General features: G+C 65.4%; 19 protein-coding genes and 1 tRNA gene. 14 read left to right on the top strand and 6 right to left on the bottom strand.

Annotated elements, in window-relative coordinates; all coding sequences use genetic code 11:
- Positions 1 to 105: 105 nt before the first annotated feature.
- Entirely contained in the window at positions 106 to 1668 is a 1563-nt protein-coding gene (locus tag VFC51_17290) for an ABC transporter substrate-binding protein (protein ID HZT08781.1), read from the top strand.
- Between the two features lie 326 nt (positions 1669 to 1994).
- Positions 1995 to 2071 (top strand) — tRNA-Pro (locus VFC51_17285).
- Between the two features lie 131 nt (positions 2072 to 2202).
- On the opposite strand, the gene VFC51_17280 is transcribed toward VFC51_17285, so the two are convergent.
- Entirely contained in the window at positions 2203 to 2535 is a 333-nt protein-coding gene (locus tag VFC51_17280; protein HZT08780.1) for a hypothetical protein, read from the bottom strand.
- Positions 2536 to 3045: 510 nt separating this feature from the next.
- On the opposite strand from VFC51_17280, the gene VFC51_17275 reads away from it, so the two are divergent.
- From VFC51_17275 to VFC51_17255, 5 genes are all read left to right on the top strand, one after another.
- Positions 3046 to 4113: a sulfate ABC transporter substrate-binding protein gene (locus VFC51_17275; GenBank protein HZT08779.1), complete on the top strand. Its 1068-nt coding sequence runs from the start codon at positions 3046 to 3048 to the stop codon at positions 4111 to 4113.
- A 12-nt stretch (positions 4114 to 4125) separates the two neighbouring features.
- The gene (gene cysT / locus VFC51_17270; GenBank protein HZT08778.1) at positions 4126 to 4947 is read left to right on the top strand and encodes a sulfate ABC transporter permease subunit CysT; all 822 of its coding nucleotides are present in this window, start codon (positions 4126 to 4128) and stop codon (positions 4945 to 4947) included.
- A 98-nt stretch (positions 4948 to 5045) separates the two neighbouring features.
- A complete protein-coding gene (gene cysW / locus VFC51_17265) occupies positions 5046 to 5840 on the top strand; it encodes a sulfate ABC transporter permease subunit CysW (GenBank protein ID HZT08777.1) in 795 nt (264 codons plus the stop codon).
- A gap of 15 nt (positions 5841 to 5855) precedes the next feature.
- Entirely contained in the window at positions 5856 to 6935 is a 1080-nt protein-coding gene (locus tag VFC51_17260) for a sulfate ABC transporter ATP-binding protein (GenBank protein ID HZT08776.1), read from the top strand.
- A 392-nt stretch (positions 6936 to 7327) separates the two neighbouring features.
- Positions 7328 to 7615, top strand: coding sequence for a hypothetical protein (locus VFC51_17255; GenBank protein HZT08775.1), 288 nt, complete (start codon positions 7328 to 7330; stop codon positions 7613 to 7615).
- Here VFC51_17255 and VFC51_17250 read toward each other — a convergent pair.
- Together VFC51_17250 and VFC51_17245 are read right to left on the bottom strand one after the other, a co-directional pair.
- Positions 7591 to 8154 carry an isochorismatase family protein gene (locus VFC51_17250; GenBank protein ID HZT08774.1) on the bottom strand — a complete coding sequence of 188 codons (564 nt, stop codon included), beginning with the start codon at positions 8152 to 8154 and terminating at the stop codon, positions 7591 to 7593. The two genes, VFC51_17255 and VFC51_17250, sit on opposite strands and share 25 nt — an antisense overlap.
- Before the next feature lie 72 nt (positions 8155 to 8226).
- Complete coding sequence (locus VFC51_17245) at positions 8227 to 10329, bottom strand: hydantoinase/oxoprolinase family protein (GenBank protein ID HZT08773.1); 2103 nt, start codon at positions 10327 to 10329, stop codon at positions 8227 to 8229.
- A 222-nt stretch (positions 10330 to 10551) separates the two neighbouring features.
- Here VFC51_17245 and VFC51_17240 point away from each other — a divergent pair, with 222 nt between their 5' ends.
- The 6 genes from VFC51_17240 to VFC51_17215 all read left to right on the top strand — a co-directional run bounded on the left by VFC51_17240 (position 10552) and on the right by VFC51_17215 (position 19878).
- On the top strand, positions 10552 to 12690 hold the full coding sequence (locus VFC51_17240; protein HZT08772.1) for a hydantoinase B/oxoprolinase family protein: 2139 nt from the start codon (positions 10552 to 10554) through the stop codon (positions 12688 to 12690).
- A gap of 262 nt (positions 12691 to 12952) precedes the next feature.
- Complete coding sequence (locus tag VFC51_17235; GenBank protein HZT08771.1) at positions 12953 to 14488, top strand: ABC transporter substrate-binding protein; 1536 nt, start codon at positions 12953 to 12955, stop codon at positions 14486 to 14488.
- 194 nt (positions 14489 to 14682) lie between these two features.
- Entirely contained in the window at positions 14683 to 15594 is a 912-nt protein-coding gene (locus VFC51_17230; GenBank protein HZT08770.1) for a VOC family protein, read from the top strand.
- A gap of 393 nt (positions 15595 to 15987) precedes the next feature.
- Positions 15988 to 16581 (top strand): hypothetical protein, encoded by a 594-nt coding sequence (locus VFC51_17225; GenBank protein ID HZT08769.1) that lies wholly within the window; start codon positions 15988 to 15990, stop codon positions 16579 to 16581.
- Positions 16582 to 16659: 78 nt separating this feature from the next.
- Positions 16660 to 18738 carry a GAF domain-containing protein gene (locus VFC51_17220; GenBank protein HZT08768.1) on the top strand — a complete coding sequence of 693 codons (2079 nt, stop codon included), beginning with the start codon at positions 16660 to 16662 and terminating at the stop codon, positions 18736 to 18738.
- Positions 18739 to 18825: 87 nt separating this feature from the next.
- Positions 18826 to 19878, top strand: a complete 1053-nt coding sequence (locus VFC51_17215) for a hypothetical protein (GenBank protein HZT08767.1) — start codon at positions 18826 to 18828, stop codon at positions 19876 to 19878.
- A gap of 241 nt (positions 19879 to 20119) precedes the next feature.
- On the opposite strand, the gene VFC51_17210 is transcribed toward VFC51_17215, so the two are convergent.
- Positions 20120 to 20827: an iron-containing redox enzyme family protein gene (locus tag VFC51_17210; GenBank protein HZT08766.1), complete on the bottom strand. Its 708-nt coding sequence runs from the start codon at positions 20825 to 20827 to the stop codon at positions 20120 to 20122.
- A 50-nt stretch (positions 20828 to 20877) separates the two neighbouring features.
- On the bottom strand, positions 20878 to 21666 hold the full coding sequence (locus VFC51_17205; GenBank protein HZT08765.1) for a hypothetical protein: 789 nt from the start codon (positions 21664 to 21666) through the stop codon (positions 20878 to 20880).
- Between the two features lie 224 nt (positions 21667 to 21890).
- Here VFC51_17205 and VFC51_17200 point away from each other — a divergent pair, with 224 nt between their 5' ends.
- Entirely contained in the window at positions 21891 to 23603 is a 1713-nt protein-coding gene (locus VFC51_17200; GenBank protein HZT08764.1) for an ABC transporter substrate-binding protein, read from the top strand.
- Positions 23604 to 23625: 22 nt separating this feature from the next.
- Here the strand turns inward: VFC51_17200 and VFC51_17195 are convergent.
- Positions 23626 to 23857, bottom strand: a 232-nt coding sequence (locus VFC51_17195; GenBank protein ID HZT08763.1) for a hypothetical protein, incomplete at its 5' end; no start/stop codon positions are given.

The following is a 23857-nucleotide window of genomic DNA, read 5'->3' as shown; positions in this document are numbered from 1 at the left end:
CTCCTGCTGTCGTTCCTGATAGCGACCGCCTGCGCCTCGTCGACGACGACAGGCAATCGTACGGCCAGCACCGCTGGGCCCGCGGTCCAGGAGGACACCCGCACGATGGTCATCGCCCTCCGGACCGAGCCGAAGGCACTCGTGGGCACGGACCTGAATCCCGCCCACGTGGGCATTAGCCCCGATGCGCCCTGGCAGCTATTCCACGCCGGTCTGACCCAGCACGACGAGAAAGAGCGGCCCCAATTGCAGCTCGCCGAGGACTTCCCGCGGCTCAATACCGACTCGTGGAAGGTCTTTCCCGATGGACGGATGGAGACGATCTGGCGACTTCGGCCCGGGCTAACCTGGCATGATGGTGCGCCCCTGGTGGCCGACGATTTCATCCTCGGCACGCGGTTCTCGAAGGGCACGCGCTCCGATCGTCTGCCCGAGGTCGAGGGCGTCGAGGCTCCCGACGCGCGCACGCTGGTGATTCATTACAAGGTGCCGAATCCCGACGCCGGCGAGATCGATTGGCAGCCTCTCCCCCGACACCTGATCGGGGCCACCCTGGACCAGATGGAGGCGCGGGAGGCGTTCGAGACGCTGCCGTACTGGACGACCGAGTTCGTCGGCGTCGGCCCTTATCGGTTGACGGGTTGGGAGCCCACCGTATTCATCACGGGTGAGGCGTTCGAAGGCTGGGTGTTCGGCAAGCCGCGCATCGGTCGCGTCCAGCTCGTCTGGATTCCGGACGCGAATACCGCGGTGGCCGATTTACTCTCGGGCACCGTCCACCTGGCGACGGACTTGGCCGTGGCCTTCGAGCAGGGGTCGGTGCTCAAGCGCGAGTGGGGCGGACGGACCGACAGTGGCTCCGTCCTGCTCAGCCCGGCGCGCACGGTGTACGTGCAAATCCAGTTCCGACCGGAGTTCCAGCGGCCGGCCACGTTGCAGGATGTGCGGCTGCGTCGGGCGCTGGCCCACGGCATCGACAAGCGGGCCATCGTCGATGCCGTGCTGGACGGCGAGCCCGGTATGGCCGACACCCTGGTCGCCAAGGAAGAGGAGTACTACCCCGAGCTCGATCGCGTGCTCACCAAGTATCCGCTCAACGCTCAGCGCGCCGAGCAGTTGCTCGCGGAGCTACGGTACACGAAGGATGAGGAGGGCTACTACGGCCAGGGTGGCACGCGGCTCACGGTCGGGCTCACGCCGCTGGGCGACTATCTCCGCGAGGCGCTGATTCTGGCCGATGGCTGGAAACGCGTCGGCGTGGATGTGCCCCTGCAGACTCTGTCTCCGGTCGAGCAAACGGACCAGCGGATCGCGTCCGTCTTTCCAGCGCTGATCATCACCCAGTTCGCGATCAACCCGAACCCGTTCTTCTCGTTCATCTCGGCGACGCTCGCCAGCGAGGCGACGCGCTGGGCAGGGCGCAACAAAGGGGGCTACTACGATCCCGAGATGGAACGCCTGTACGGCGTCTTCACCACCTCGCTCGATCGCAGCGAGCGCAACCGCGCGGTGATGCAAGCCATGCAGCTCGTCGCAGACCAGGCGGCGTACTTTCCGCTGTACTATGCATACGAAGTCATGGCCCACACCGGTGCGATCCAGGGTCCGAAAACGGCGAAACGGGCCAACTCCATGTGGAAGATCGAAGAATGGTCCTGGCGCTCCTGAGTTCGTCCAGGCTGCTCGTCCTCGCGGCGCTCTCCTCAGCCTTCGCCGCGTGCTCCTCAGGAGCCGACGTGCGCGGCGATGGCGCCCGATCGTCGACTGAGGTCGTCTCGGATAGCAGGACGATGTGATCCAGCGCTTCCTGGATCCGCCCGGCCGTCTCGGCTGCCCAACCTGCGCGCATTTCCCGAACCATCGCACGAAACGGAGTAGTGCTGGCCTGGCGGTGAGCGAAAAACTTGTCGCGGCGTCGGGGGAGGACCAGCGCCACTCCGCGCGAACGAGGCTATAATAGCCATGGAATCGGCCCTCGCCGGGCTGACGTCGATCGGGCCGTAGCGCAGTCTGGTAGCGCACCTGAATGGGGTTCAGGTGGTCGGGCGTTCAAATCGCCCCGGCCCGACCAACATCTCGGGGTTCTCCTTCGTGGAGAACGCCATATTTTGTGTCTGGCTCCGCTTTAAGAGACGGTGCTGCAGTCTGTGCCATAACGCATACCATAACCGGGAACGGAGTACAGCGCCCCCGCCGCGCGCTCTACCCACAGCGCTGAGGCATCAGCCGAGTCACTGACCGCGGCGTCCGTGGAGCGGGGATGAACTCCGCGCCGCGCCCCACCAGGAACTCCCGACGCAGCATCGGAAGGGCATCGCGCGCACATTCGGCCCCCATGCTGGCCATGCGGTCCACCTTGGTGACGTCGTCCAGTGAGAAGAGATGGTTCGGGACGCCGGGGTCGACTCGGTGAATGTTGTTCTCACCTGCCAGGATCTTCGCTGTCCCATAAGCCCCAAATGACTGGCCGTGCATGAACAGATTCGCGACGTCTGGGCCAATATGAGCCAATCCCCCGTAGAAGCAACGGAGCACTCGAGTTGAGATCCAATGTGCAGGCCACGGATCCGGCAAGGACGGGGCAATAGTTGATATTGTTGGTCGGAATACTCTATTATTGCGCCGTGAGAATCCTCCAGCTCAGTTCACCGACGACTTGGCGCCCACCGTCGTGCGCCTGTCTCTTGCCCGACCGCCGAAACGGTCGGGCGTCCTCACGTTGCGTTTGCAGTGATGGGGGATCCGGTGAGTGGAGGAGCAATTAGCCTTCCAGGCTAGTCATCCGGCGGGGCGCTTGCTGCGCCTCGTTGGGTGACGATCGTCGCGGGATCTGCTCCTCTCCGGAGTGAACCGAATTCCTCGGTCCCACGGCGCCCTTTCACCTCGTGGGGCGTTGCCCACTTTGGCATCACCTCGGTCTCTGTGCCTGCGGAAACGCGGAGGCACACCGGTAGTCTATTCACTGTGGACTTCCTTCCCATCGTTACCAGTCCCCGGGCCTGTTCGTCCGGGGACGCTATCAGGTCCATAGTAGGAGCACGATTGATGCCTCGCCATATCCTCTCGCCGATGGTTTTGAGCTTCGTGGTCATCCTCGGCCTGGCGGCTTGCGCGCCGCAGTCTGCCAGCACTGGCGCCGTAGCCAACCAAACGAGGCCGAGCAACGGGGCCGCGAAGCCCGCTGTCACGCTGCTCAATGTCTCCTACGACCCTACCCGCGAGCTGTACGAAGAGTTCAACGCGGCCTTCGCCAGGTATTGGAAGCAAACCCAGAACCAGGACGTCACCATCAAACAGTCCCATGGCGGGTCCGGTGCCCAGGCCCGGGCCGTCATCGACGGCCTCGAGGCAGACGTGGTGACGCTCGCCATTGCCTCTGACATCGATGCCCTGAGCTCCGAAGCCCACCTCCTCGCTCCCCACTGGGAAACCCGGCTCCCCAACAACAGTGCTCCCTACACCTCGACCATCGTCTTTCTGGTCCGGAAGGGAAACCCAAAGGGCATCAAAGACTGGGACGACCTCGTGCGCCCCGGGGTGAGTGTGATCACGCCGAACCCCAAAACCTCCGGCGGCGCCCGGTGGGCGTATCTGGCCGCCTGGGGATATGCCCTGAAGCACAACAACAACGATCAAGCCGCGGCAAAGGACTTCGTCACGCGCCTGTTCAAGAACGTTCCAGTCCTCGACTCAGGCGCGCGGGGATCGACGACCACCTTCGTCGAGCGCGGGCAGGGCGACGTGCTGCTCTCCTGGGAGAACGAAGCATACCTTGCCGTCCGGGACCTCGGACAGGATAGGTTCGAGATCGTCGTGCCCTCCCTGAGCATCCTGGCGGAGCCATCGCTGGCGGTCGTCGACCAGGTGGTCGATAAGCACGGCACCCGTGCCGTCGCCGACGCCTACCTCCAGTATCTGTACTCGCAGGATGGCCAGCGCATCGCCGCCAAGCACTACTACCGGCCGCGCAACGAAGCGGTGGCCGCCGAGTTCAAGACCCAGTTTCCGCAGATCAGTCTCTTTACGGTGGACGACGTCTTCGGCAATTTGAGCCAGGCGCAGAGGACGCACTTCGACGAGGGCGGAACCTTCGACCAGATCTATCAGCGGTAGGAGTGACCGGCGGTGGTCCTGAAGCAGCGGAGCATCCTGCCCGGGTTCGGGCTAACGATAGGGTTGAGCCTTGCCTACCTCAGCCTGATCGTGCTGATCCCGCTCGCGGGGCTCGTGTTCAAAGCCAGTACCACGGGAGTGGAGCAATTCTGGGCTACGGTCGCCGCTCCTCGGTCGCTGGCTGCGTATCGGGTCAGCCTGACGACGGCGTTCATTGCGGCCGTCGTCAACGCCGGGTTCGGCTTGCTGGTGGCATGGGTGCTCGTCCGCTATCGGTTCCCGGGCCGGCGGCTGATCGATGGATTGGTGGATCTGCCGTTTGCCCTCCCGACCGCCGTGGCCGGCATCACGCTCACGTCGATCTATGCAAACACTGGCTGGATCGGCCGCTGGCTCGATCCCCTGGGCATCAAGGCCGCCTACTCACCGCTCGGGATCGTCATCGCTCTCATCTTTATCGGGCTTCCCTTCGTTGTGCGGACGGTGCAGCCGGTGCTCCAGGACCTGGATCGGGAGACGGAGGAGGCGGCCATCAGCCTGGGCGCAAGTCGCTGGCAGACCTTCGCTCGGGTCATCCTCCCCGAGCTATTGCCAGCGGTGCTCACCGGGTTCGCGCTGGCATTCGCTCGCGGCCTGGGGGAGTACGGATCGGTCGTATTCATCGCCGGGAACATGCCCATGCAGACCGAGATCGTGCCCTTGCTCATCGTGGCCAAGCTGCAGCAGTTCGACTACGCCGGCGCGTCGGCCCTCGCGGTCGTCATGCTCGGAGGATCGTTCGCCATGCTGCTACTGATCAACCTGTTCCAGCGCTGGGCCGGGCGGTACGCATGACGCAGGTCGAAGCATCCCCCCATCATCCGGGGCTTCCCTCGACGGTCATCGCTCCCATACCGTGCGCTCGGCGTGGGGAAGTCACGACGGAGCCGGCCATGGTGCGTTGGCTGCTCACCAGCCTGGCCATACTCTTCCTCGCGCTGTTCTTGATCCTGCCCCTGGTTGCGGTCTTCGCCCAGGCGTTGCAGAAGGGGCTCGGCGTCTACGTCGCGGCGATCATCGAGCCGAACGCGTTGGCTGCCATTCGGCTCACCCTGCTCACCGCCGGGATTGCCGTGCCGGCCAACCTCGTGTTCGGCGTGGCAGCCTCCTGGGCGATCGCCAAGTTCGACTTCTCCGGCAAGAGCGTGCTCACCACGCTGATCGACCTGCCATTCTCGATCTCTCCCGTCATCTCCGGGCTGGTCTTCGTGCTGCTGTTCGGCTCGCGCGGGCCGCTGGGCCCGCCGCTAGCCGAGCATGGGATCAAGATCATCTTCGCGGTGCCGGGCATCGTGCTTGCCACGGTGCTGGTGACGTTTCCCTTAGTTGCTCGCGAGCTGATCCCGCTCATGGAGAGTCAGGGGCGCGAGGAAGAGGAAGCCGCGGTGGTTCTGGGGGCGAATGGCTGGCAGACCTTCGTCCGGGTCACCCTACCGAGCATCACCTGGGGGGTGCTGTACGGAGTGATCCTGTGCAACGCCCGCGCCATGGGGGAGTTCGGCGCCGTATCGGTGGTGTCCGGGCACATCCGCGGGGAGACCAACACGATGCCCCTGCAGGTGGAGATTCTCTACAACGAGTACCAGTTCGAAGCGGCGTTCGCGGTCGCCTCGCTGCTGGCCTTCCTGGCGCTCGCGACCCTGGTGCTCAAAACGATCGTCGAATGGCGGACGCGGTCGGCCGCCTGATTCCACGGAGAAGCGATGAACATCGACGTGCGCAACCTGGTGAAGACGTTCGGCGCCTTCACCGCGCTCCGAGACGTAAGCCTCGAAGTTCCAGACGGCCACCTGGTCGCCCTTCTGGGCCCCTCCGGCTGCGGGAAGACGACGCTCTTGCGGATCATCGCCGGCCTGGATGTGGCGGACAGCGGCGCCATTCTGTTCGGCGGAGATGACGTTGGCGGTCGTTCGGTCAAAGAGCGAAACGTCGGATTCGTGTTTCAGCACTACGCCCTGTTCCGCCACATGACGATTTTCGAGAACGTCGCGTTCGGTCTGCGGGTGCGACCCCGTCGCCTGCGACCGTCCGAGGCCCAGATCCGGGCGAAGGTGAATGAGCTGCTGGCCTTGATCCAGGTGGAATGGCTGGCCCATCGCTACCCCGCGCAGCTTTCGGGTGGCCAGCGGCAGCGTGTGGCGCTCGCGCGGGCCTTGGCGGTGGAGCCGCGGGTGCTTCTGCTGGACGAGCCGTTTGGCGCCCTCGACGCGAAGGTGCGCGGAGACTTGCGCAGGTGGCTGCGGCAGCTCCACTATGAGCTGCGTTTGACGGCGGTGCTGGTGACCCACGATCAGGAGGAGGCCTTAGAGGTCGCAGATCGGGTGGTGGTGATGAACGAGGGCCGAGTGGAGCAAGTGGGCACCCCGGAAGAGGTGTACGACCATCCCGCCAGCTCCTTCGTCTACGATTTCCTCGGCCGGGTCAATCTTTTTCATGCCCGCGTCCACGACGGGCAGGCGCACGTCGCCGGTTTGGTGTTGGACGCGGGCGGGGAAGCGTCCGTCGTTGGCTACGCCCGTCCCCATGATCTCGTCGTGGAGCGGGCGGCACCGGGCGAGGAGGGAGGACTGACAGCCATGATCGCTCGCATCCAGACCATCGGCCCCGTGGTGCGGCTCGAGCTGCGGCACACGGACGGCTCAAACCGGTTGGAAGCGGAGATGAGCAAGGAGCGTTTCCAGGAACTGAACCTCGCCCAAGGCGAGGTTGTTGTCTTGACGCCCCGGAACGTTCGCCTGTTTCCAGCCAGTGCCTCGATCGGCGATGGAGTGAACCCCGGCTAGCTCGCTCGTGCACACGAGCCCATCGCGCGAGCCCCGAGGACCAATGGGGCCGGCGAAGCTTGCGCCTGTCGAGGACAGGGAGCGCCCGGCTGCCTTACCACGCGGAAGCCCTCTTGCGGACATGCCTCATCGGCCCTCGTGACGAGGGGGGCGCCATCTCGCAGCCGCGTTGTCCCTGAAGGCCGAGGCCTGAACCATGGATCTGGCGGCTCCGACTTTTCCCCCTGTTCCAACGCTTGTGCGTCGGGTGCTGGCGATTGCCCTCGGGCTATTGGTGGGCCCGGAGCGGGAGCGTCGAGGCCACGAGGCGGGCGTCCGTACGTTCGCCCTGTCGGCAGCGCATGGGTGCATCGGTGGCTTGATGGGCGACGCCAATGCCGTGATGAAGCCGGGTGTTGGTCGGCGTGATCGTCGCCCTCATGGTGGGGCGGGGCATCGTGCGCGACGAGCCCATGGAGCTCACCACGTCCGCCGCGCTCCTCCTTACGACGTTCATGGGCGAGCTTCACGAGTCGCCGCTGGAGGGATGGGAGCAGCGCAGAGGTGGAGCTGGCAAGCCGCCGCTGGAATACGCTCATGGCCAACCGCACAGCCGAGCGGTTCAGCGGGGCTGCCCGGTTGAAGTAGCCCCCGATGAGCTGCGCCCTTGCCTACCTCAAGTCCCTCCGGGCACGAACTGAATCGCGTCGAGCGTGCTGAACCGGATCAGAGCGGACACGCGCGGGATGACGGTGAGCTGGTGGAGCGCGTAGTCGTGCTCGATTTGGTTACGCGTGTTCACCCCGTCGAGGGGGATCACCACGTGATAGCCGTACACCCGGGCGGCCGATGTGGCCGTGTACATCACGGCCACGTGCGTGGAAGAACCGACGATGACCAGCTCGCGCGCGTTCGACCCGGTCAGGAAGCGCTGGAGCTCTCCGCCCACGAACTTGTCAAACGCGTCCGGATAAATGACCGGTTCATCCGGGCGCCGTTTCAGGGCCGTGGCGATCTCCGCCTCGGGAGTCCCTTTGGTTGCGGACGAGGAGGTGAAGATGATCGGTACGTCTCGACTCCTGGCTCGTTCCAGAAAGGCTCCGAGTCCCCGCATCAGCTCCGAGCAGATCTCGGCGGGGTTGTCGCAGCGGACGCTCAGATCCAGCACGGCGATCGCGCTCCCGCTCGCAGGGATCTGAACGTCGACGGGCTTTGGTTGATTCAGGCCGGGGGTACTCATGGCGCCTCCACAAATTCGAAGGTGAACGGGTCGACCGTGGGATGGTTCGGCTCGCGTGGCGCCGCCATCATCTCAACCCCCGATCAGCAGGCGGAGATTGCGAAATTCGTCCATCTCGGCCCGATCCGATGGGTTCACGACAATGGTCGTGATCGGCGTCTCGATGACCGCTGGCCCGGCGATCTCCATTCCCGAGGCCAGGCGCTCGAACTGGTACGTGGGCGTCGGCCGGTAGTCGCCGTACTCCTGAAAGTAGACGCTACGCTCTCCCTTGAACGCGTCGCCCGGATCTGTCGAGCCCTTCGGGTACTGGGAGATCTCCGGGTTTCTCAGCTTGCCCACCGCGCGCACGCGGAAGCTGATCGCGTCTTTGCCCGCCTCGCGATACCCAGAGCCCTGCCCATAGGCCTGCTCGTAGAGAGCGTCGAACAGCGTGTCGAGCGCCTCGATATCCGCGGTCGTGAGCTGCCCGGACCCTGAGGGCAGCGGCACGTTCAGCTCGTGGGTCTGGAATCGATATCGCATGTCTACGGTTCGCTGGATCTCGACGTCCTGGGCGTCGAACCCGGCCGCCTCGAGGTCCCGCTGGCCCCGCTCGACCAGCGCTGCGAAGTTCCGATTCCACCGGTCGACCTCGCCCGGGAACTCCAGATGATCGGACATGCCGTATTCGTAGACGACGTCCGAGCTGATGAGGCCCATCCCCCCCTGCACAGAGGCGGTCTCCGGGACCACGATCTCCTTGATTCCCAGCTCGGCGGCGTAGCGCCCGGCGTGGACGGGGCCAGCGCCGCCGTAGGCGAAGAGCACGAACTCCCGGGGATCGTGCCCCCGCTCGACGGTCGCCCTGCGGACGAGGTCCGCCATGTGCGCGTTGGTGATGCGGAAGATGCCGCTCGCCGCCTCGGTGGTCGACATTCCGAGGGGCCCGGCGATCTGCTCCTGCACCGCCCGCTCGGCAGCCTTCAGGTCCAGCGCCATCCGCCCGCCGAAGAAGTAGTCCGGGTTGAGATAGCCCAGGATCAGGTCCGCGTCGGAGACCGTGGGCTTGACCCCGCCGAGGCCGTAGCAGACCGGGCCAGGCCGGGCGCCCGCCCCGTCTGGGCCAACCTTCAGCAGGCCGGTCTCGGGCTCGATCCAGGCGATGCTGCCGCCGCCAGCCCCGATCGACTCCACCCAGATCTTGGTCGAGAGGATGTTGTAGCGCATGATGACCGGGCTGTGGTCGCGCTCGATCTCTCCCTTGCGGATCACGCCGACCTTGAAGGTCGTGCCTCCCATGTCCGCGGCCAGAATGTTGTCCTTTCCGATCAGGCGCCCTTGAAAGGCGCTCCCGACGACGCCCGCGGCGGGCCCTGACTCGATGATTCCGACGGCGTTCTTTGCGCTGGCGGCCGTGTCGAGGACGCCACCATACGCCTGCATGATCATCGGCGGGCGTCGGAGACCCTTGCTGGCCAGAATCTGGTGGAGGGCGGCGAGGTACTGCGAGATGGTCGGGCCGATGTATGCGTTGAAGACGGTCGTGACGGTCCGCTCGTACTCGCCCAGGAACGGAGCGACCTCGCTGGAGAGGCTGCAGAAGCCCTCGGGAATTTTCTTGCCCAGCAGCTCGGCGACCCTGCGCTCGTGGGCGTCGTTCTTGATGGACCATAGGAAACAGATCGCGAACGACCGGACCCCTTGAGCGGTCAGGTCGTCGATCACCCGCTCCGCACCGGACTCATCGAGGCGGATCACGACGGCGCCTTTGTAATCGATGCGCTCTGTGACCTCGCCGATGAGGTGACGAGGGACGATCGGCGCCGGTTTCTCGATGGCGGACAGGTGAGCCGCTTCGACTTCTGTCAGGCCCTCCGTCGTCTTGCCTCGCATCATGAGAATGGTGTCGGCAAATCCTTTCGTGGTGAGGAGCCCAGTCTTCGGGCCCGACCGCGTGAGCAGCGTGTTATCCCCAACGGTGCAGGCGTGGAAGAAGAGTCGGGTGGAGGCCAGCAAGGCGCGCTCGTCATCCATACCCAACCGCATCGCGGCATCGCGGACCGCGTTCACGGCGCCCGTCGCGAAGTCCGGGGGAGATGACAACGCCTTCCCGACGGTGATCTTGCCGTCGCTATCGACGACGACGCAGTCGGTGAACGTACCTCCGATGTCCACCCCCACCACATAGTCCACGGCCAAATCGTCGACCTCCTCGTGTCATTTGTCGTTGAGTCCTCCCGACCCGCAGCCGCCCGCAGAGGGCGGACTGTCGCGGAGGCAAAAGCTTCCAGCGGCAGATCCAGTCTACTCGGATTTGCCCATGCGTGCCCGTGCGGTCCCCGCGGGACGGGCCGGACGCTTGACCGGATCGATCCATCCCCGGTAGGATCGCGGCGTTCCAAGGAGGCCTGCTTGATGGCATCATCTGACCAAGCCACCCGCACCGTCGATCCGGTGACGTTCGAAATTCTCTCCCATCGCCTGCATCAAATCACCAAGGAGATGGGCACGACGCTCGAGCGCGTCGGTGGGACGGTGAACACGACCCAGATGCACGACTATATGTCGGCGCTCTACCGGGCGAACGGCGACGTGCTCTCGCCGGGCGACTCGACCGGGTTCCACGTCGCTTGTGCGGGCTTCGCAGTCAAGCGCATCATCGAGCGCTTCGCCGACGACGTTGGGATCGCACCTGGCGACATGTTCCTCCTGAACGACCCCTACCTCGCCGCGATTCACCAGTCAGACGTCTACCTGATCTCGCCAATCCACTACGCCGATCAACTGGTCGGGTGGAGCGCCACCTTTGTTCACGTGATGGACATCGGGGCGATGTCGCCCGGGGGCAACTCGCCGGGGGCGACCGAGATCTGCCATGAGGGTGTCCGTATTCCGGGCATCAAGCTGATCGAGCGCGGCAAGCTCCGGCAAGACGTGTTCGACGCCATCACGAACATGACGCGCCAACCGGTCATGGTGGGCCTGGACCTGAAGTGTGAGATCGCGGCCAATAACGTCGCGCGCAGCCGCATGCAGGAGATGTGCGACGAATTCGGCTGGGAGCTGGTGGACGCGGTCTCTCTCGACATGATCCGCTACTCGGAACAGGTCCTGCGTCGGCGCCTCAGCGAGATCCCCGACGGGACGTGGACGGCCGAGGGCGTCATCCAGACGAGCGACACGTGGCGCGTGAAGCTCAGCCTGCGCAAACGCGGAGATAGCCTCGTCTTCGATTTCACGGGGACCGACCCGCAGGCACGGGTGGGCATCAATCTGCCCTACCACGCGACGTTCGGCACCTGCTTCGGATCCCTGGTCGCGCTCCTCGGGTGGGACATTCCCAAGAATCACGGGGCATTCGCCCCGATCGAGGTCATCGCGCCGCCCGGTACGATCGTGAACCCGCAATATCCAGCGCCGGTCTCGCTCAACACGACGTCCGGCGGTGCCGTGGCTCGATTCTTGGCGGATTCGGTCCTGACCCAGATGATCGCGACGAGCGAGAAGTGGCGGGCTGAGGTGGGGGGAAAGAGCCTCGGCCATCGGCTGATGCGCCACGCCGCCGAGAACCAGTACGGCCGCTACTACGTGTCGACCTTGACCAGCCTCGACGGCGGCGGGGCGACGGCGGCCACCGATGGCACTGATTCCGGGGGACGCTCCAACATGACAGCCCATAACATCGAGTGGGTCGAGCTGAACTTCCCCCTGCTTCACCTGTTCAATCGGCACATCAAAGACGGCGCCGGCGCCGGGATGCTGCGGGGCGGGGCTGGCGTGGAGTATGCCTTCGTCTTGCACGACGCGCCCCAGGGGCGGGTGAAGGGGGTGGCGCTGGGCGTCGCCGGCCTCCGCAACTCGGGGCAGGGGGTATTCGGCGGGTACCCGGGGGCTCCGAGCTTGCTTCTGCTTCAAGAGGGGACCCGAGTTCGGGAGATGCTCGATCGCGATGAGTGGCCCACCGACCCGGCTGCCCTAGGGGGCGAGTCGCGCCAGCTCCCGTACTGCGACTTCGAGATCAAACCGGACGACGTGCTGATCATGATCGCGGCGAGTGGCGGCGGGTACGGCGATCCGCTGGATCGCGATCCGGAGCTCGTGCTGCAGGATGTCGAGAAGCTGCTGGTCTCGGAGGAGATGGCGCGCACCGTCTACGGGGTCGTGATCGTCGAACACCACGTCGATCGGGCAGGGACCGAAATGATGCGATCTCGGCTGCGAGAAGAGCGGACCGAGCACGCGGTCGCTCCTTCCCGGGCGGGGCACCGTCCGAGCCCAGGGGCGGACCTCAGGTATTCCCACCCGCTCCGCGAGCACCTCGAAGTCTGGGACGGTCCGAGCGGATCCTGGGTCCGCTGCGACGGGTGCGGCCACCTGTTCGGGCCCGTGGACGAGGATTGGACGGACTCGGCAAGCCGATCGAGGCGAGACCCGACAATGGCCGGACCGCGGATGGCGTCCTTGACGGGGCAGTATCTGGTCGAGCAGCTTACGTGCCCTTCCTGCGGAGTTCTCCTCAATACGGACGTGATCGATCTCGAGCGGGGAGCCTGAGGGGGTGCCTGCCCCCGGTGTAAACGTGCGAGCGGGTCACTCCCAGGCGTCGAGGACCGGAGCCGTCCCGGGCAAATCCGCGGTGGGCGGACGTGTAGGCCGCCGTCGATCCGTCGCGGCTGTCGTGTGCTTCGTATTGGCGCTCGTTTCGTGCGCGCCCGGACCGACCGCCTCGGAGGCGGGGCCGAGGGGCGGCGCATCACCGAGCGCCCCGGCTGTCGCGCAGCGAGCCCTGGTCATCGCTTTCAACGAAGAGCCCGCAGTGCTCGAGCCGAGCCTACTCCCCATGAATCGCGAGTTCTCGGCGCTCACCACTGCCTTTCTGACCTACTTCGACCCGCGCCTGCAGGCGCAGCCGTACCTGGCGGCGGAGGTTCCCAGTGTCGAGAAGGGTAGCTGGGTGGTGCTGCCCGACGGTCGGATGGAGACAACCTACAAGCTCAAGCAGAACGCGACCTGGCAGGATGGATTGCCCATTACAGCGAGCGATTTCGTATTCGCGTACCAGGTGCGGCGAGACCCCGACTATCCCGCGCAAGTGATCAACGTGGAGCGGCTGCTCAGCGACGTCGAAGCGGTCGACGACTACACGCTCTTCCTCCGCTGGAAAGAGCCCTACATGTATGCTGGCGCGATCCACTTGCCGGATTTTTCCCCGATGCACCGCGCCGTGCTGGAGCCGCTGTACAGCTCGGGCGACCGGGCCTCCTTCATCGACGGCCCGCAGTGGCGCGAGCAGTTCATTGGAAGCGGCCCCTACCGGGTGGAGCGATGGGAGCCGGGAATCGAGATGGATCTGCGCAGCCAACCGGGCTTTGCGCTGGGCGAGCCGAAGATTAGCGAGGTCCACCTTCGCTTCATCCCGGACGCCAACGCCATCGTCGCCAATCTCCTCGGCCACACCGTCGACGTCTCGTACAGCATCAGCATCGGTTTCCCCCAGGGGCAAGCACTCGAGCAGGCCGGGTGGAACGGCAAGGTCGAATACTGGAACGGGAACCCGCGGATTCTGGAATTCCAGACCAGGGATTGGGGCAACATCGAGCGGCCGGTCCTCGACCCCCGCGTTCGAAAAGGCGCGCTGTACGCCATCGATCGCCAGGCCATCGTCGACGGAATCTATGCGGGTCGGGCAACCATCGCCTACTTCTGGCTCTCCCCCCTTGATCCGGCCTTTCCATCGGTGGACCAGGCGGTCACCAAGTACGTGTTCGATCCAACGCGGTCATCGGCGCTGCTCGATGAGGCCGGCTGGACCAAGGGATCCGACGGTACGCGCCGCGACGCCACCGGGCAGCCGCTATTCATCTCCATCCTGAACCAGCCGACCACCTATGACCAGCAGGAGGGCCAGGTGGTGGTCGCCGACTGGAAGAACGCCGGCATCGGGAGCGAGCTGCACCCGCTCTCGCCACAGGAGATCCGCGACAACGAGCTGCGCTCCAAGTACCCGGGCGCGGCGTACAACCGGCGGGCGCTGACGCTGGAAAACATGGTGTGGACGAGCCGTCAGGTGGCGAGGCCGGAAAACCGCTGGAGCGGGCAAAACCGCAACGGCTACGTTAATCCATCGCTGGACGATCTGTGGTTGAAGGTGCTCGGCAGTGTGGATCCCGGGGAGCGACAGGAGCTGCTCATCCAGGCCCTGAGGATCATGCAAGATGACGCCGTTGTGACGCTCACCCATCTCCAGCCGGACGTCATCGCCTACGGCGAGGGCCTCGTCGGGCCGCTCCAGCCTGCGCTGGTTGGCACCTCCGACATGTGGAACCTCTGGGAGTGGCATTGGAGCTCGTAGGCCTGTCATGGTGAATGCGCGCACCGCCCTGGCGAGATCGCGAGGCTCAACTTTTCCCTAGGCGGCAACGGTATTAGAGAGGCAGCCGCGGACTCGCCCCCCGATGGCCCGGGCCAAACGTCGATCCCAGCTCAAGATGCTATCGTGTTCTCAGCCGTCGATTCGGCTGCACGAAAATTCCAGGAGCGCGTCCGATGGCACAAAAAATCCTGCCGCACCTCTGGTTCGACAAGGAAGCGAAGGAAGCGGCCGAGTTCTACACGTCCCTCTTCCCTCGCTCGCGCGTCACTCACGTGACAACACTCCGGGACACGCCGTCCGGCGACTGCGACGTCGTGTCCTTCGAGCTTGCCGGGTTCAACCTCACGTCGATCAGCGCCGGTCCGTTGTTCCGATTCAATCCCTCGATCTCGTTTTTCCTCAACTTCGACCCGTCGCGGGATTCCCGGGCGCCGGAGAGCCTCGATACAGCCTGGGGAAAACTATCGGCCGGCGGCACTCCGCTCATGCCGCTTGACAAGTATCCCTTCAGCGAGCGGTACGGATGGATCCAGGACAAGTACGGCCTCTCGTGGCAGCTCATGCTCACCAATCCGACTGGCGAGCCGAGGCCATTCATCGTGCCGTCGCTGATGTTCACCGGATCCGTGGCAGGTCGCGCCGAGGAGGCGATTGATTTCTACACATCCGTCTTTCGGGATGCTCGGCGCGGGACCTCCGCGCGGTACGGAGCGGGCATGGGGCCGGATCGGGAGGGCACGCTCATGTACGCCGACTTCATGCTGGAGAACCAGTGGTTTGCGGCGATGGACAGCGCCTACCCGCATGGCTTCGCCTTCAACGAGGCGATTTCGCTCCTCGTCCGCTGCGAGACGCAATCCGAGATCGATTACTACTGGGGCAACCTCTCCACGGTTCCGGACGCCGAGCAGTGTGGCTGGCTCAAGGATCGTTTCGGCGTCTCCTGGCAGGTGACGCCAACCGCGCTTGACCGGATGATGAGCGACGGCACGCCCGAGCAGATCGCGCGGGTGACCCAGGCGTTTCTTCCGATGAAGAAGTTCGACATCGCGGAGCTGGAACGGGCGTACGCTTCGGCGGGTTAACGTAGCCGAACCGAGCCCGAGCGCGGGTGGCAGTTGGCTGTGTAACAACTGTGACGCATCGGTTACCAAATTCCGGATTTTGTCGTGTTATCGTCTACTTAGCCGGGCGCGTTGCCTGCCGATAACCAGATCCGGAGGGAAGTGACCATGCCGCGAAGGTCCCGCCGCCGCGAGTCGCCAGAGGTCGGCGGGCCGGCTGGTCCATCGCCCGGCACCGTTCCTTCCGCTTCGCTCGACGACCTCAAACAAATTCCGGCGAGCGTCGAGGAGTTCCTCGCGGACCTGTTGCGTGATTCGCCTCTTGCCTCGGAGGAGGCGAGGAGCCCTTCGGATTCCCAAATCGGAAGACACACGGATGGCCGGGCCCGCAGGGGGGCCAATTCGGACTCGATCGTGGCGGAATCGGGCGACCATAAGACGGGAACGTCGATAGATGATTTCATCGCCTCGCTGCGCGTGGGGGCGCTCGCGCCCGAGGCGCAACTCTCGACGGACTCCCCAGGCAGTGACGCGGCACCCGAGGCGGGTTCCCGCCACGCTGACGACCTGGCGCAGCCGCCCCTGGACGTCGCGGCGTACTTCGCAGCGCGATCCGCCCTCTTTTTCGCGGCGTTTCACTCCACGGAAAGGCCGGTCCGACGCGAGCCAGTTTCGACCTGCGGCGACTCTGGCCGCCTCTGGACCGTACCGCAGCCTGGAGACCAATTGTGCACGCGGGGAGAAGTCGCGCTCCGCGAGACGCACGAGGGCCAACAGCTCGTCCAGGCGATCCGCGAGATCGTGCCGCAGTTCGTGGTGTTCGAGCACGCCGGCTACTATCTCGATCGACTGATTACCCGTGTGTACGCCGGCATGCGCCCAGAGCAACGCCTCGCGCTGCTGAAGCGAGCCGTGCAGTTGGCGGCGCGCGATGCGCAGCTCCCCCCGCCTGAGATCAGCGACCTCGAGCTGGTCCACGCGGCAGCGGTGGCGGGAATCGCGATCTAACAGGCGGTCGCCCCGGTCGGTCCCCGGCGCAGGGGGGCCATGGACCAAGGGCGCGATACCGAATGTGAAGGAACGGTCATGAGCCTGAAGAAGCAGCTTGCGCTGACGGCGATTGGACTCGTGTTGATTACTCTCGTCGCCTCGGCCAGCGCGCTCCTGTGGAGCAGCGCGAAGCTCCAGATCGAAGAGGACGCCGTCGTTCTCGCAACGAGCACCGCGCAGGCTGGGGACCAAATGACGATGCAGCGGTTGGTCGACAGTCTCGTGACCACGCGCGGCGTCCGCGCCGTCCGCGTCGTCGATTCGAACCTCGCGACGATGGCGCTGAGCGCGGATTCGAATGCGCCACTCACCGAGACGGACCGGGCGAAGCTTCGCGCAGCCATCGAAGACCAGCAGCCGCAGAGCTACCAGGTTGGCGAAACCTTCCGGGTGGCTGCGCCCGTGGTCGACGACGCGGGAAAGGCCTATGGGGCGGCGCTCATGTCCTTCCCGGCGGACTGGCTTCACCTGTTCGTCGAGCGGCAGCTGCGCGCAGCGGGGCCCTTCATCCTGATCGTGCTTGTGGCGGGCGTCGCCCTCGCGTACGGGTACGTCACACTCTTCATGCGGCCGGTCGCGCGCCTCGATGCAGCGGTGGCCGCCCTGGGCTCGTACCGGTTCCAGTCTGACAGTCTGAACGATCTCGCCCAGCGCTCGAACGAGATCGGTCGGGTGGCCAAGCTGCTCCAGCGCATGGCAAACGCCGAACACGGATGGCGACGCGCGCTCGAAGGGCTGCGGCAGGCAAAGGAGGAGTTGGAGCAGCGCGTTGAGGACCGAACGCGTGAGCTGAAGACGGCGCTCGTCCAGCAGACCGAGCTGAACGAGCAGCTCCAGGTTGCCCATGCCGATCTTGAGCGGTCCGTCGATGAGATGCGGGCGCTGGCGGAGGTCAGCCACGCCATCAACTCCACGCGTGACCCCAAGGACCTCCTCCCCACGATCCTGGCATACGCCGTCCGGCTCTCCCGGAGCGATGCTGGGAGCATATATGAGTTCAACGAGGCGGAGGGTATGTTCGTTCTTCGCGCGAGCGACGGCGTCGACCCGCATGCCGAGCGGATTCTCGAAGCCCGGAAGATCGGCGAGGCGACGATCGTCGATCGGGCGGCCCTGCATCGGGAGCCCACCCAGGTAGCCGACATCTGGGAGGTCGATCGACTCCCGGATCATGACGTGGTGAACGAGTATGGCTATCGCGCACTCCTCGCGGTCCCGCTGGTCAAGGAGGGAAATGTGATCGGCGGTCTCGTCGTGAGGCGGAAGGAGCCCGGCAGCTTCGAGCCGGAAACGGTCCGTCTGCTCCAGACGGTGGCCCTCCAATCCGTGATGGCGGTAGGCCCCAGGAGTCCGCAGACCAACGTCCGCCTCAATCCGCGAGACGACGTGGACTGCGATGCCGATCCGCGCAGGCTCAACGGCACGGCGCGCACGGCCCCCCGCCAATCGATCGGACTCGGCGAGTTTCGGAAGGAGCGGCTCCGGGTGATCCGCGCGAACGAAGGGCCCGTGGAGCTTCCCCCGACGCCCAAGGTCGTTCTCCACATGGGTCACGGCGTGGATTCTGGCACGGCTTCGCGGTTCGATCTCGTTCCGGCGATCCAGTTCCTCGCCCCGCTTGGCCGACAGGTCACCGCCGACAGCATCAATTTCGACGGTGTGATGACCTGCGAAAAGACGACGGAGTGCGTCAGGGCGTACGCGCAAGGCTTCTGGGCCGGGCAGGTGGAGATGGTTGACGCGCTCTTGTTATCAGTGAGGGTTGACGGGCGGCGGCACATTCCGACGCGCGCTCTGGAGGACTCGCTCATCCGCGCCGTAGACCTGTGCCGCCTGTACTACGACAAGCTCGACGTTCCGCCCCCGTATTCGGTCGGACTGTCGCTGCTCGGCATCCGGGGTTACCGCCTGGCCGTGGAGGACTGGCTCTGGAGCGAGATGACGAACCATTCGATCGAGCGCGCCGACCTCATCTTCCCGGAAACGATGATCGAGGACCGCGCCGCCCCAAGCGCGGCGATCTGCCGCCCGATATTCGACATGCTGTGGAACGCGTGCGGCTTTCAGCGTTGCCTCGATTACGACGCAAGCGGCGCGTGGAATCCGTGTAGCTAACCGACACCGCGGGGAATAGACGCGCGCGCTGTCCCCTTCTATACTGGCCCAAACGCGGGCCATATGTCCGTGATCAGGGGGTGGGCTGTGTCTGATGACGTTGCGCTCTTCGCGGGTACCCAGGAGGGGCTGTTCGTCCTGAGGCCGACCGGGTCTGGCTGGGAGATCGCGAACCACGTGTGGCCGAACGCCGTGCTCGACTCCATCGCCGGCTGCGCGAATACACCCGAGCGCGTGTTCGCCGGCGTCGCCTACGATGGCGTGTACCGAACCGACGACGCCGGCAGAACCTGGAAGCGGATCTTCGAAGGCGACATCCGCGCTCTGACCGTCGACCCGACGGATGATGACGTCGTGTACTGCGGCACCGAGCCGCCCCACCTGTATCGGAGCGAGGACCGCGGCGAGACCTGGCACGAGGTGATCGGGCTTCAAAAGCTGCCGGAGGAGATCAAGAAGCGCTGGTGGGCGCCGTACCCGCCGGCCACCGGCCACATCCTCACGATCTTCGTGCACCCGGATGACCCAAAGATCATCACCTGCGCCCTCGAGCACGGCGGGATCCATCGGAGCCTGGACCGGGGCGAAAGCTGGGAGGACGTGAGCGGCGGCATCGACTACCTCGACATCCACGTCATCATGACAGCGCCAAATCGGTTGGACAGGTGGTTCGTCTCGAGCGCACGAGGTTTTTTCACGACGGACGATCCCGCCCACGGTTGGGCGCGGGCTGAAAACGGCTTCACCCGGGACTACTTTCACGATTTCATCTTCCTGGCGCCCGATGCGCCCGGCAAAGACCCGACGATGGTGATCGCGACCGCAGACCACTCGCCCGGCTCGTGGCGCCGCCCCGAGTTCGCCCGTGCAGCGGTTTTTCGGAGCACGAACTGCGCGCAGTCATGGGAGCGGGTGACTGATGGCTTCGAGGACGAGATGAAGCCGATGGTCTGGGCCCTGCGCGCACACCCCACCGATCCAAACGCGGCGTTCGCTGGCGTCGGCCACGTGATTCGGGGACCTGCCGAGGGGCCGAGCGGACCCGGCTCCATTCACGTGACGCGCGACCGCGGCGCCACCTGGCGGAAAATCTCGGACGTCCCTGGAATGCGCGTGATCTGGGCGTCGCCGACGGGGTAATCATCGAGATGCGCCAGTGTCTGGTCAGCGCCCTGACGCGCTGCATCGAAACCGGGGAGGTCGCCGAGGCGGATCCATCGATCCCCTTCGACCGGGTCCGTGGCGACGGCGCGATCACATCGACCGATGCGCCGCGGCAGTCCGTGGCCGCGTATGCGGGCGAGTTCGAGCCTGGTTCTGCCCCAGCAGGGGACCGCGAGGTCTGGGCTCACCCCAGCCGAAGGCGACGATCGGTGCAGCGCTAACCGGGCTGGTTCCCGATGTTGTAGCCCAGCACGTACTTGACATAAACGCCGTCGAAGTACAGCCAACGCTTCTCGGTTCCCTCGTTCACTGCCTGGATGACCCGGGGCCGCAGCTCCTCTGGGGTGTAGCGCTCGATCACCGCGAGGGCGCGCCCGCCGTGCTCGATATCGGCAGTCTGATGGGTGACGAAGAAGCGAATGGCGTGCGGATCGAACGCGTAGTTGGTCTGCAGGCTGGGGACGAGCCGATCGCAGATCGGGGCGAGCTGCGCTTCCATGCCAACGTGGATCCCGGCGGCCGCCTCTTGCCAGCTCGCCCGCTCGCACTTGAGAAAGAGCCAGTCGCGCAGGGCCTGGGTGGTGGGGAGCGGCGCTCGACGGATCAGCTCCTCGGTATTCAGCCCGCATGCGTCGACGAAGTCGAGAAGCTGGCGATTGTGCGGATCTTCCGGGTTCTGCTCGTCGGCGAGGTTGTCCAGCTCCATGTCGCGACCTGCCTGCACGTCGCAGTTGGCGAGGATACGTCCGAAGAACGTGTGAAGATCGCGCGTGAAGTGGTAGTGCTCGATGGCCCAGCGGCCGAGCTGCTCCTTGCTCAGCTCCCCCCGCGCCCACATCTCCGTGAGGGGGTGGCGCTTACAATGGCGACGCTCGACGGTGTCCAGCATCTCCTGCCGGAACGCGGTTGCAGTCGATTGCGTCACGATCGTTCACTCCTCGTGGATTTCCCAGCCCTGCGATGGAGACGGACGAGCTATGGGCGCGAGAGATCCGCGATCCGTTGTTCGCTCAGCGGGTAGCCCCAAATCTCGTTTCGCACGCGAAGGTGCGCCAGCATGAAGGCGTCGAGCCAGCGCGCGTCCTGCTCGAGCTCCGCCTCGTCGTGGATCCATGCCCGGACGTATCCGTCGATCCGGCCGGGTCCGTGGCCCATCTCGTCGTGCACGATCTTGCGCATCGCGGTCGCGAGGCGCTGCTGGAACTCGTCGCCGCGCAGCTTGGCGCACTCCGCGAACGCGCCGCCACCGCCGCCCTCAGCGCAGTGCATGAGCGCGAACGCGCGATCGTACCCGAGCGCCTGGACCATATCGCGGCCGACGTCGAGGTTTCGGCCGGCCTCGGGGAGGCGGGGATTGTACTGCTCCGCGTCTGGGGCGTTCGGATTGTAGCGCGCCATCACCTCGTAGCCGAGTAGCCGCTCTGGCTCCAGCTCGCGACCCGCGACCCACTCGGCGAGGTCCGCGAGGGCGACGTAGTGTTCCACCTCTTCGGTCGACTCGCGGAGAAACTCGGCGTACTCGTGGCGGTCGACGCTTCTCTCGAGGCGATCGGCCATCGAGGTGATGGTGGGTCCTAGCCGCTGCCGGCCTTGAATCTCCCGTCCGATCTGTTTCAGCAGGACTTCCACGTGCTCTTCGGCGGTGTGGGGCGAATCGAAGTAGACTCTGACCACTTCAGCTTCGGCGTGGCTGTACTTCTCGACGATCCCGCGCAGCGTTCGTGCCGCTCGCTCCTGCAACGTCTGAGCCTCGACTTCGGTCATTGCACCGCTCCATTCGTCCTGTTGCGAATCCGCGCCGGCGCGTGTCGGCGTCCGATGTTCGGAATAGTAGCAACCAGCCGGTGGCGATTCCAATGGAAGATGCGCAGGCGATGTCGTGACATCGGGTGGATGGCTCACGGTCCGTGATGTACGCTGGTGCGAAACCGGCGGGCTCGTGGCCGCGCAGTCGGGAGCCGCTGGGGAACCGTGAGGAGGCATCTTCGATGATGAGCACCCAGCACCGCGTGGCCTTGCTGTCGTTGATGATCTGGCTCGTGGCGTGCGGCACGCGGGGCGCTTCGGGGGTTGCCGGCCCGCGGGAGGCTGCCCCGTCCACCGCGCCTCAGCGGACCCTGAACATCATCGTGCGGGGCGAGCCGCCGAGCCTGGCATCTAAACCGCTCGTCGGCTACTCTGGCTCTCTCACACCCCCGATCCGTTTGTTCAACGGGACGCTTGACGAGGTGGACGAGAAGCGCGTTCCGCATCCGTACCTGGAGACCGATCTGCCCGCGTTGAACACGGATAGCTGGCGGGTCATGCCTGACGGGCGGATGGAGACAACGCACCGACTTCGCCCGAACCTGACGTGGCACGATGGGGTCGCACTCACGGCTGAAGATTTCGTCTTCGGCTGGCAGGTGTACGCGGCGCCGGATCTCGGGGCATCCCAGTCGGAGCCGATCCGTGAAATGGAGGAGGTCGCGGCGGTCGATCCGCAAACGGTCGTCATCCACTGGAAGGCGCCGTTTCCGGACGCCGCGCAGATGGACGCCACGTTCCAGGCGCTCCCCAAACACATTCTGGGCGACACTTTTGCCCAGCGCGACCCGTCGGAGTTCGTGAGCCTGCCCTTCTGGACCGTGGATTACGTGGGGCTGGGCCCCTACCGCGTCGAGTCCTGGGAGCCCGGCGCATATATCGAGGCCAGCGCTTTCGCGGGACACGCGCTGGGCCGACCAAAGATCGATCGGCTCCGGCTGGAATTTGTCGGTGATCCCAACACCGCGCTGGCGAAGATGTTGAGTGGCGACGCGCAGTATGTCGCCGATTTCGTGCTGGACTACGATGGAGGGCAGACCCTCGAGCGCGAGTGGGCCACGCGAAACGGTGGCACGGTGTTCTATGCGCCCGTGCTCATGCGACTGACCGAGATCCAGCTTCGGCCAGAAATCGCCAACCCGAAGTCGCTCCTCGATCCCCGCGTGCGGGCTGCCCTCGCATATGCATTTGACGTGCCGGGCGCCCTTGACGTGTTCACCGGCGGCCACGGCGTCGCGACGTCCACGCTCACGTCGCCGCTCACGGACTACTACCCCCAGATCGCCAAGGTCATCACCAAGCGCGACTACAACCTGCAGACGGCGCAGCAGAAGCTCGAGGCCGCGGGGATGCGGCGCGACGCGGACGGATTCTACGTCAGTGCGTCGGGTGAGCCGCTTAAGCTCGACATTTGGACGACCGGCGGCGCAGTCTTCGAGCGCGAGAACCGGATCTTCGCGGACAGTCTCCGCCAGGCCGGCGTCGACGCCACGCCCCAGTCGATGACGCCGGCGCGGCTCTCTGACGCGCAGGCCCGGGCGCTCACGCCGGGTCTCTTCACCAGTGGTGCCGGCAACAAACGGCTCGGCGACTTCGTTCTCGACAATATTCCGCGACCAGAGAACCGGTGGAACGGGAACAATCGCGGCGGGTGGCGAAGCCCGGACTACGATCGGTTCTATCAAGCGTACAGCACGACGCTTGATCCGAATGAGCGCATCGAGCGCATCGCGGATATGGAACGCGTGCTGAACGAGGACGTGGGTGCGATCCCGCACTATTTCACGACCGTGGTGACGGCCTATTCCTCGCAGCTCTCCGGTCCGTCGGCGCGCATGGATCCGGACGCGCCGCTGACCATCTACCGAATCGAGAACTGGACCTGGCAGTCGTGACGCGCGCGGGAGCGTCTACCTCTTACAGGTAGCCCAGGTCGCGCCAGCACTGCTCGGCCGCCGGGTGAAGCGGCACCTCCAGCGGACCTTCCGGCGAGTCGCGCACCATCTGCTCAATGGGTAGCCCGCGGCCGTCCAGAATCAGCCGGTCCCGCCGGGCATTGAGGCCCATGCAGAAGTCGCGGATGGCGTGGTCGGGCGCCTGGACCGACGTATAGATGGGCCAGCCGCTGAAATCCACCGTCGGCACGTCC

Source organism: Chloroflexota bacterium, from assembly GCA_035652535.1.
GTDB lineage: Bacteria > Chloroflexota > UBA6077 > UBA6077 > SHYK01 > DASRDP01.
Note: the sequence above shows the minus strand (reverse complement) of the source record. Positions and strands in the feature narration are given on the sequence as shown.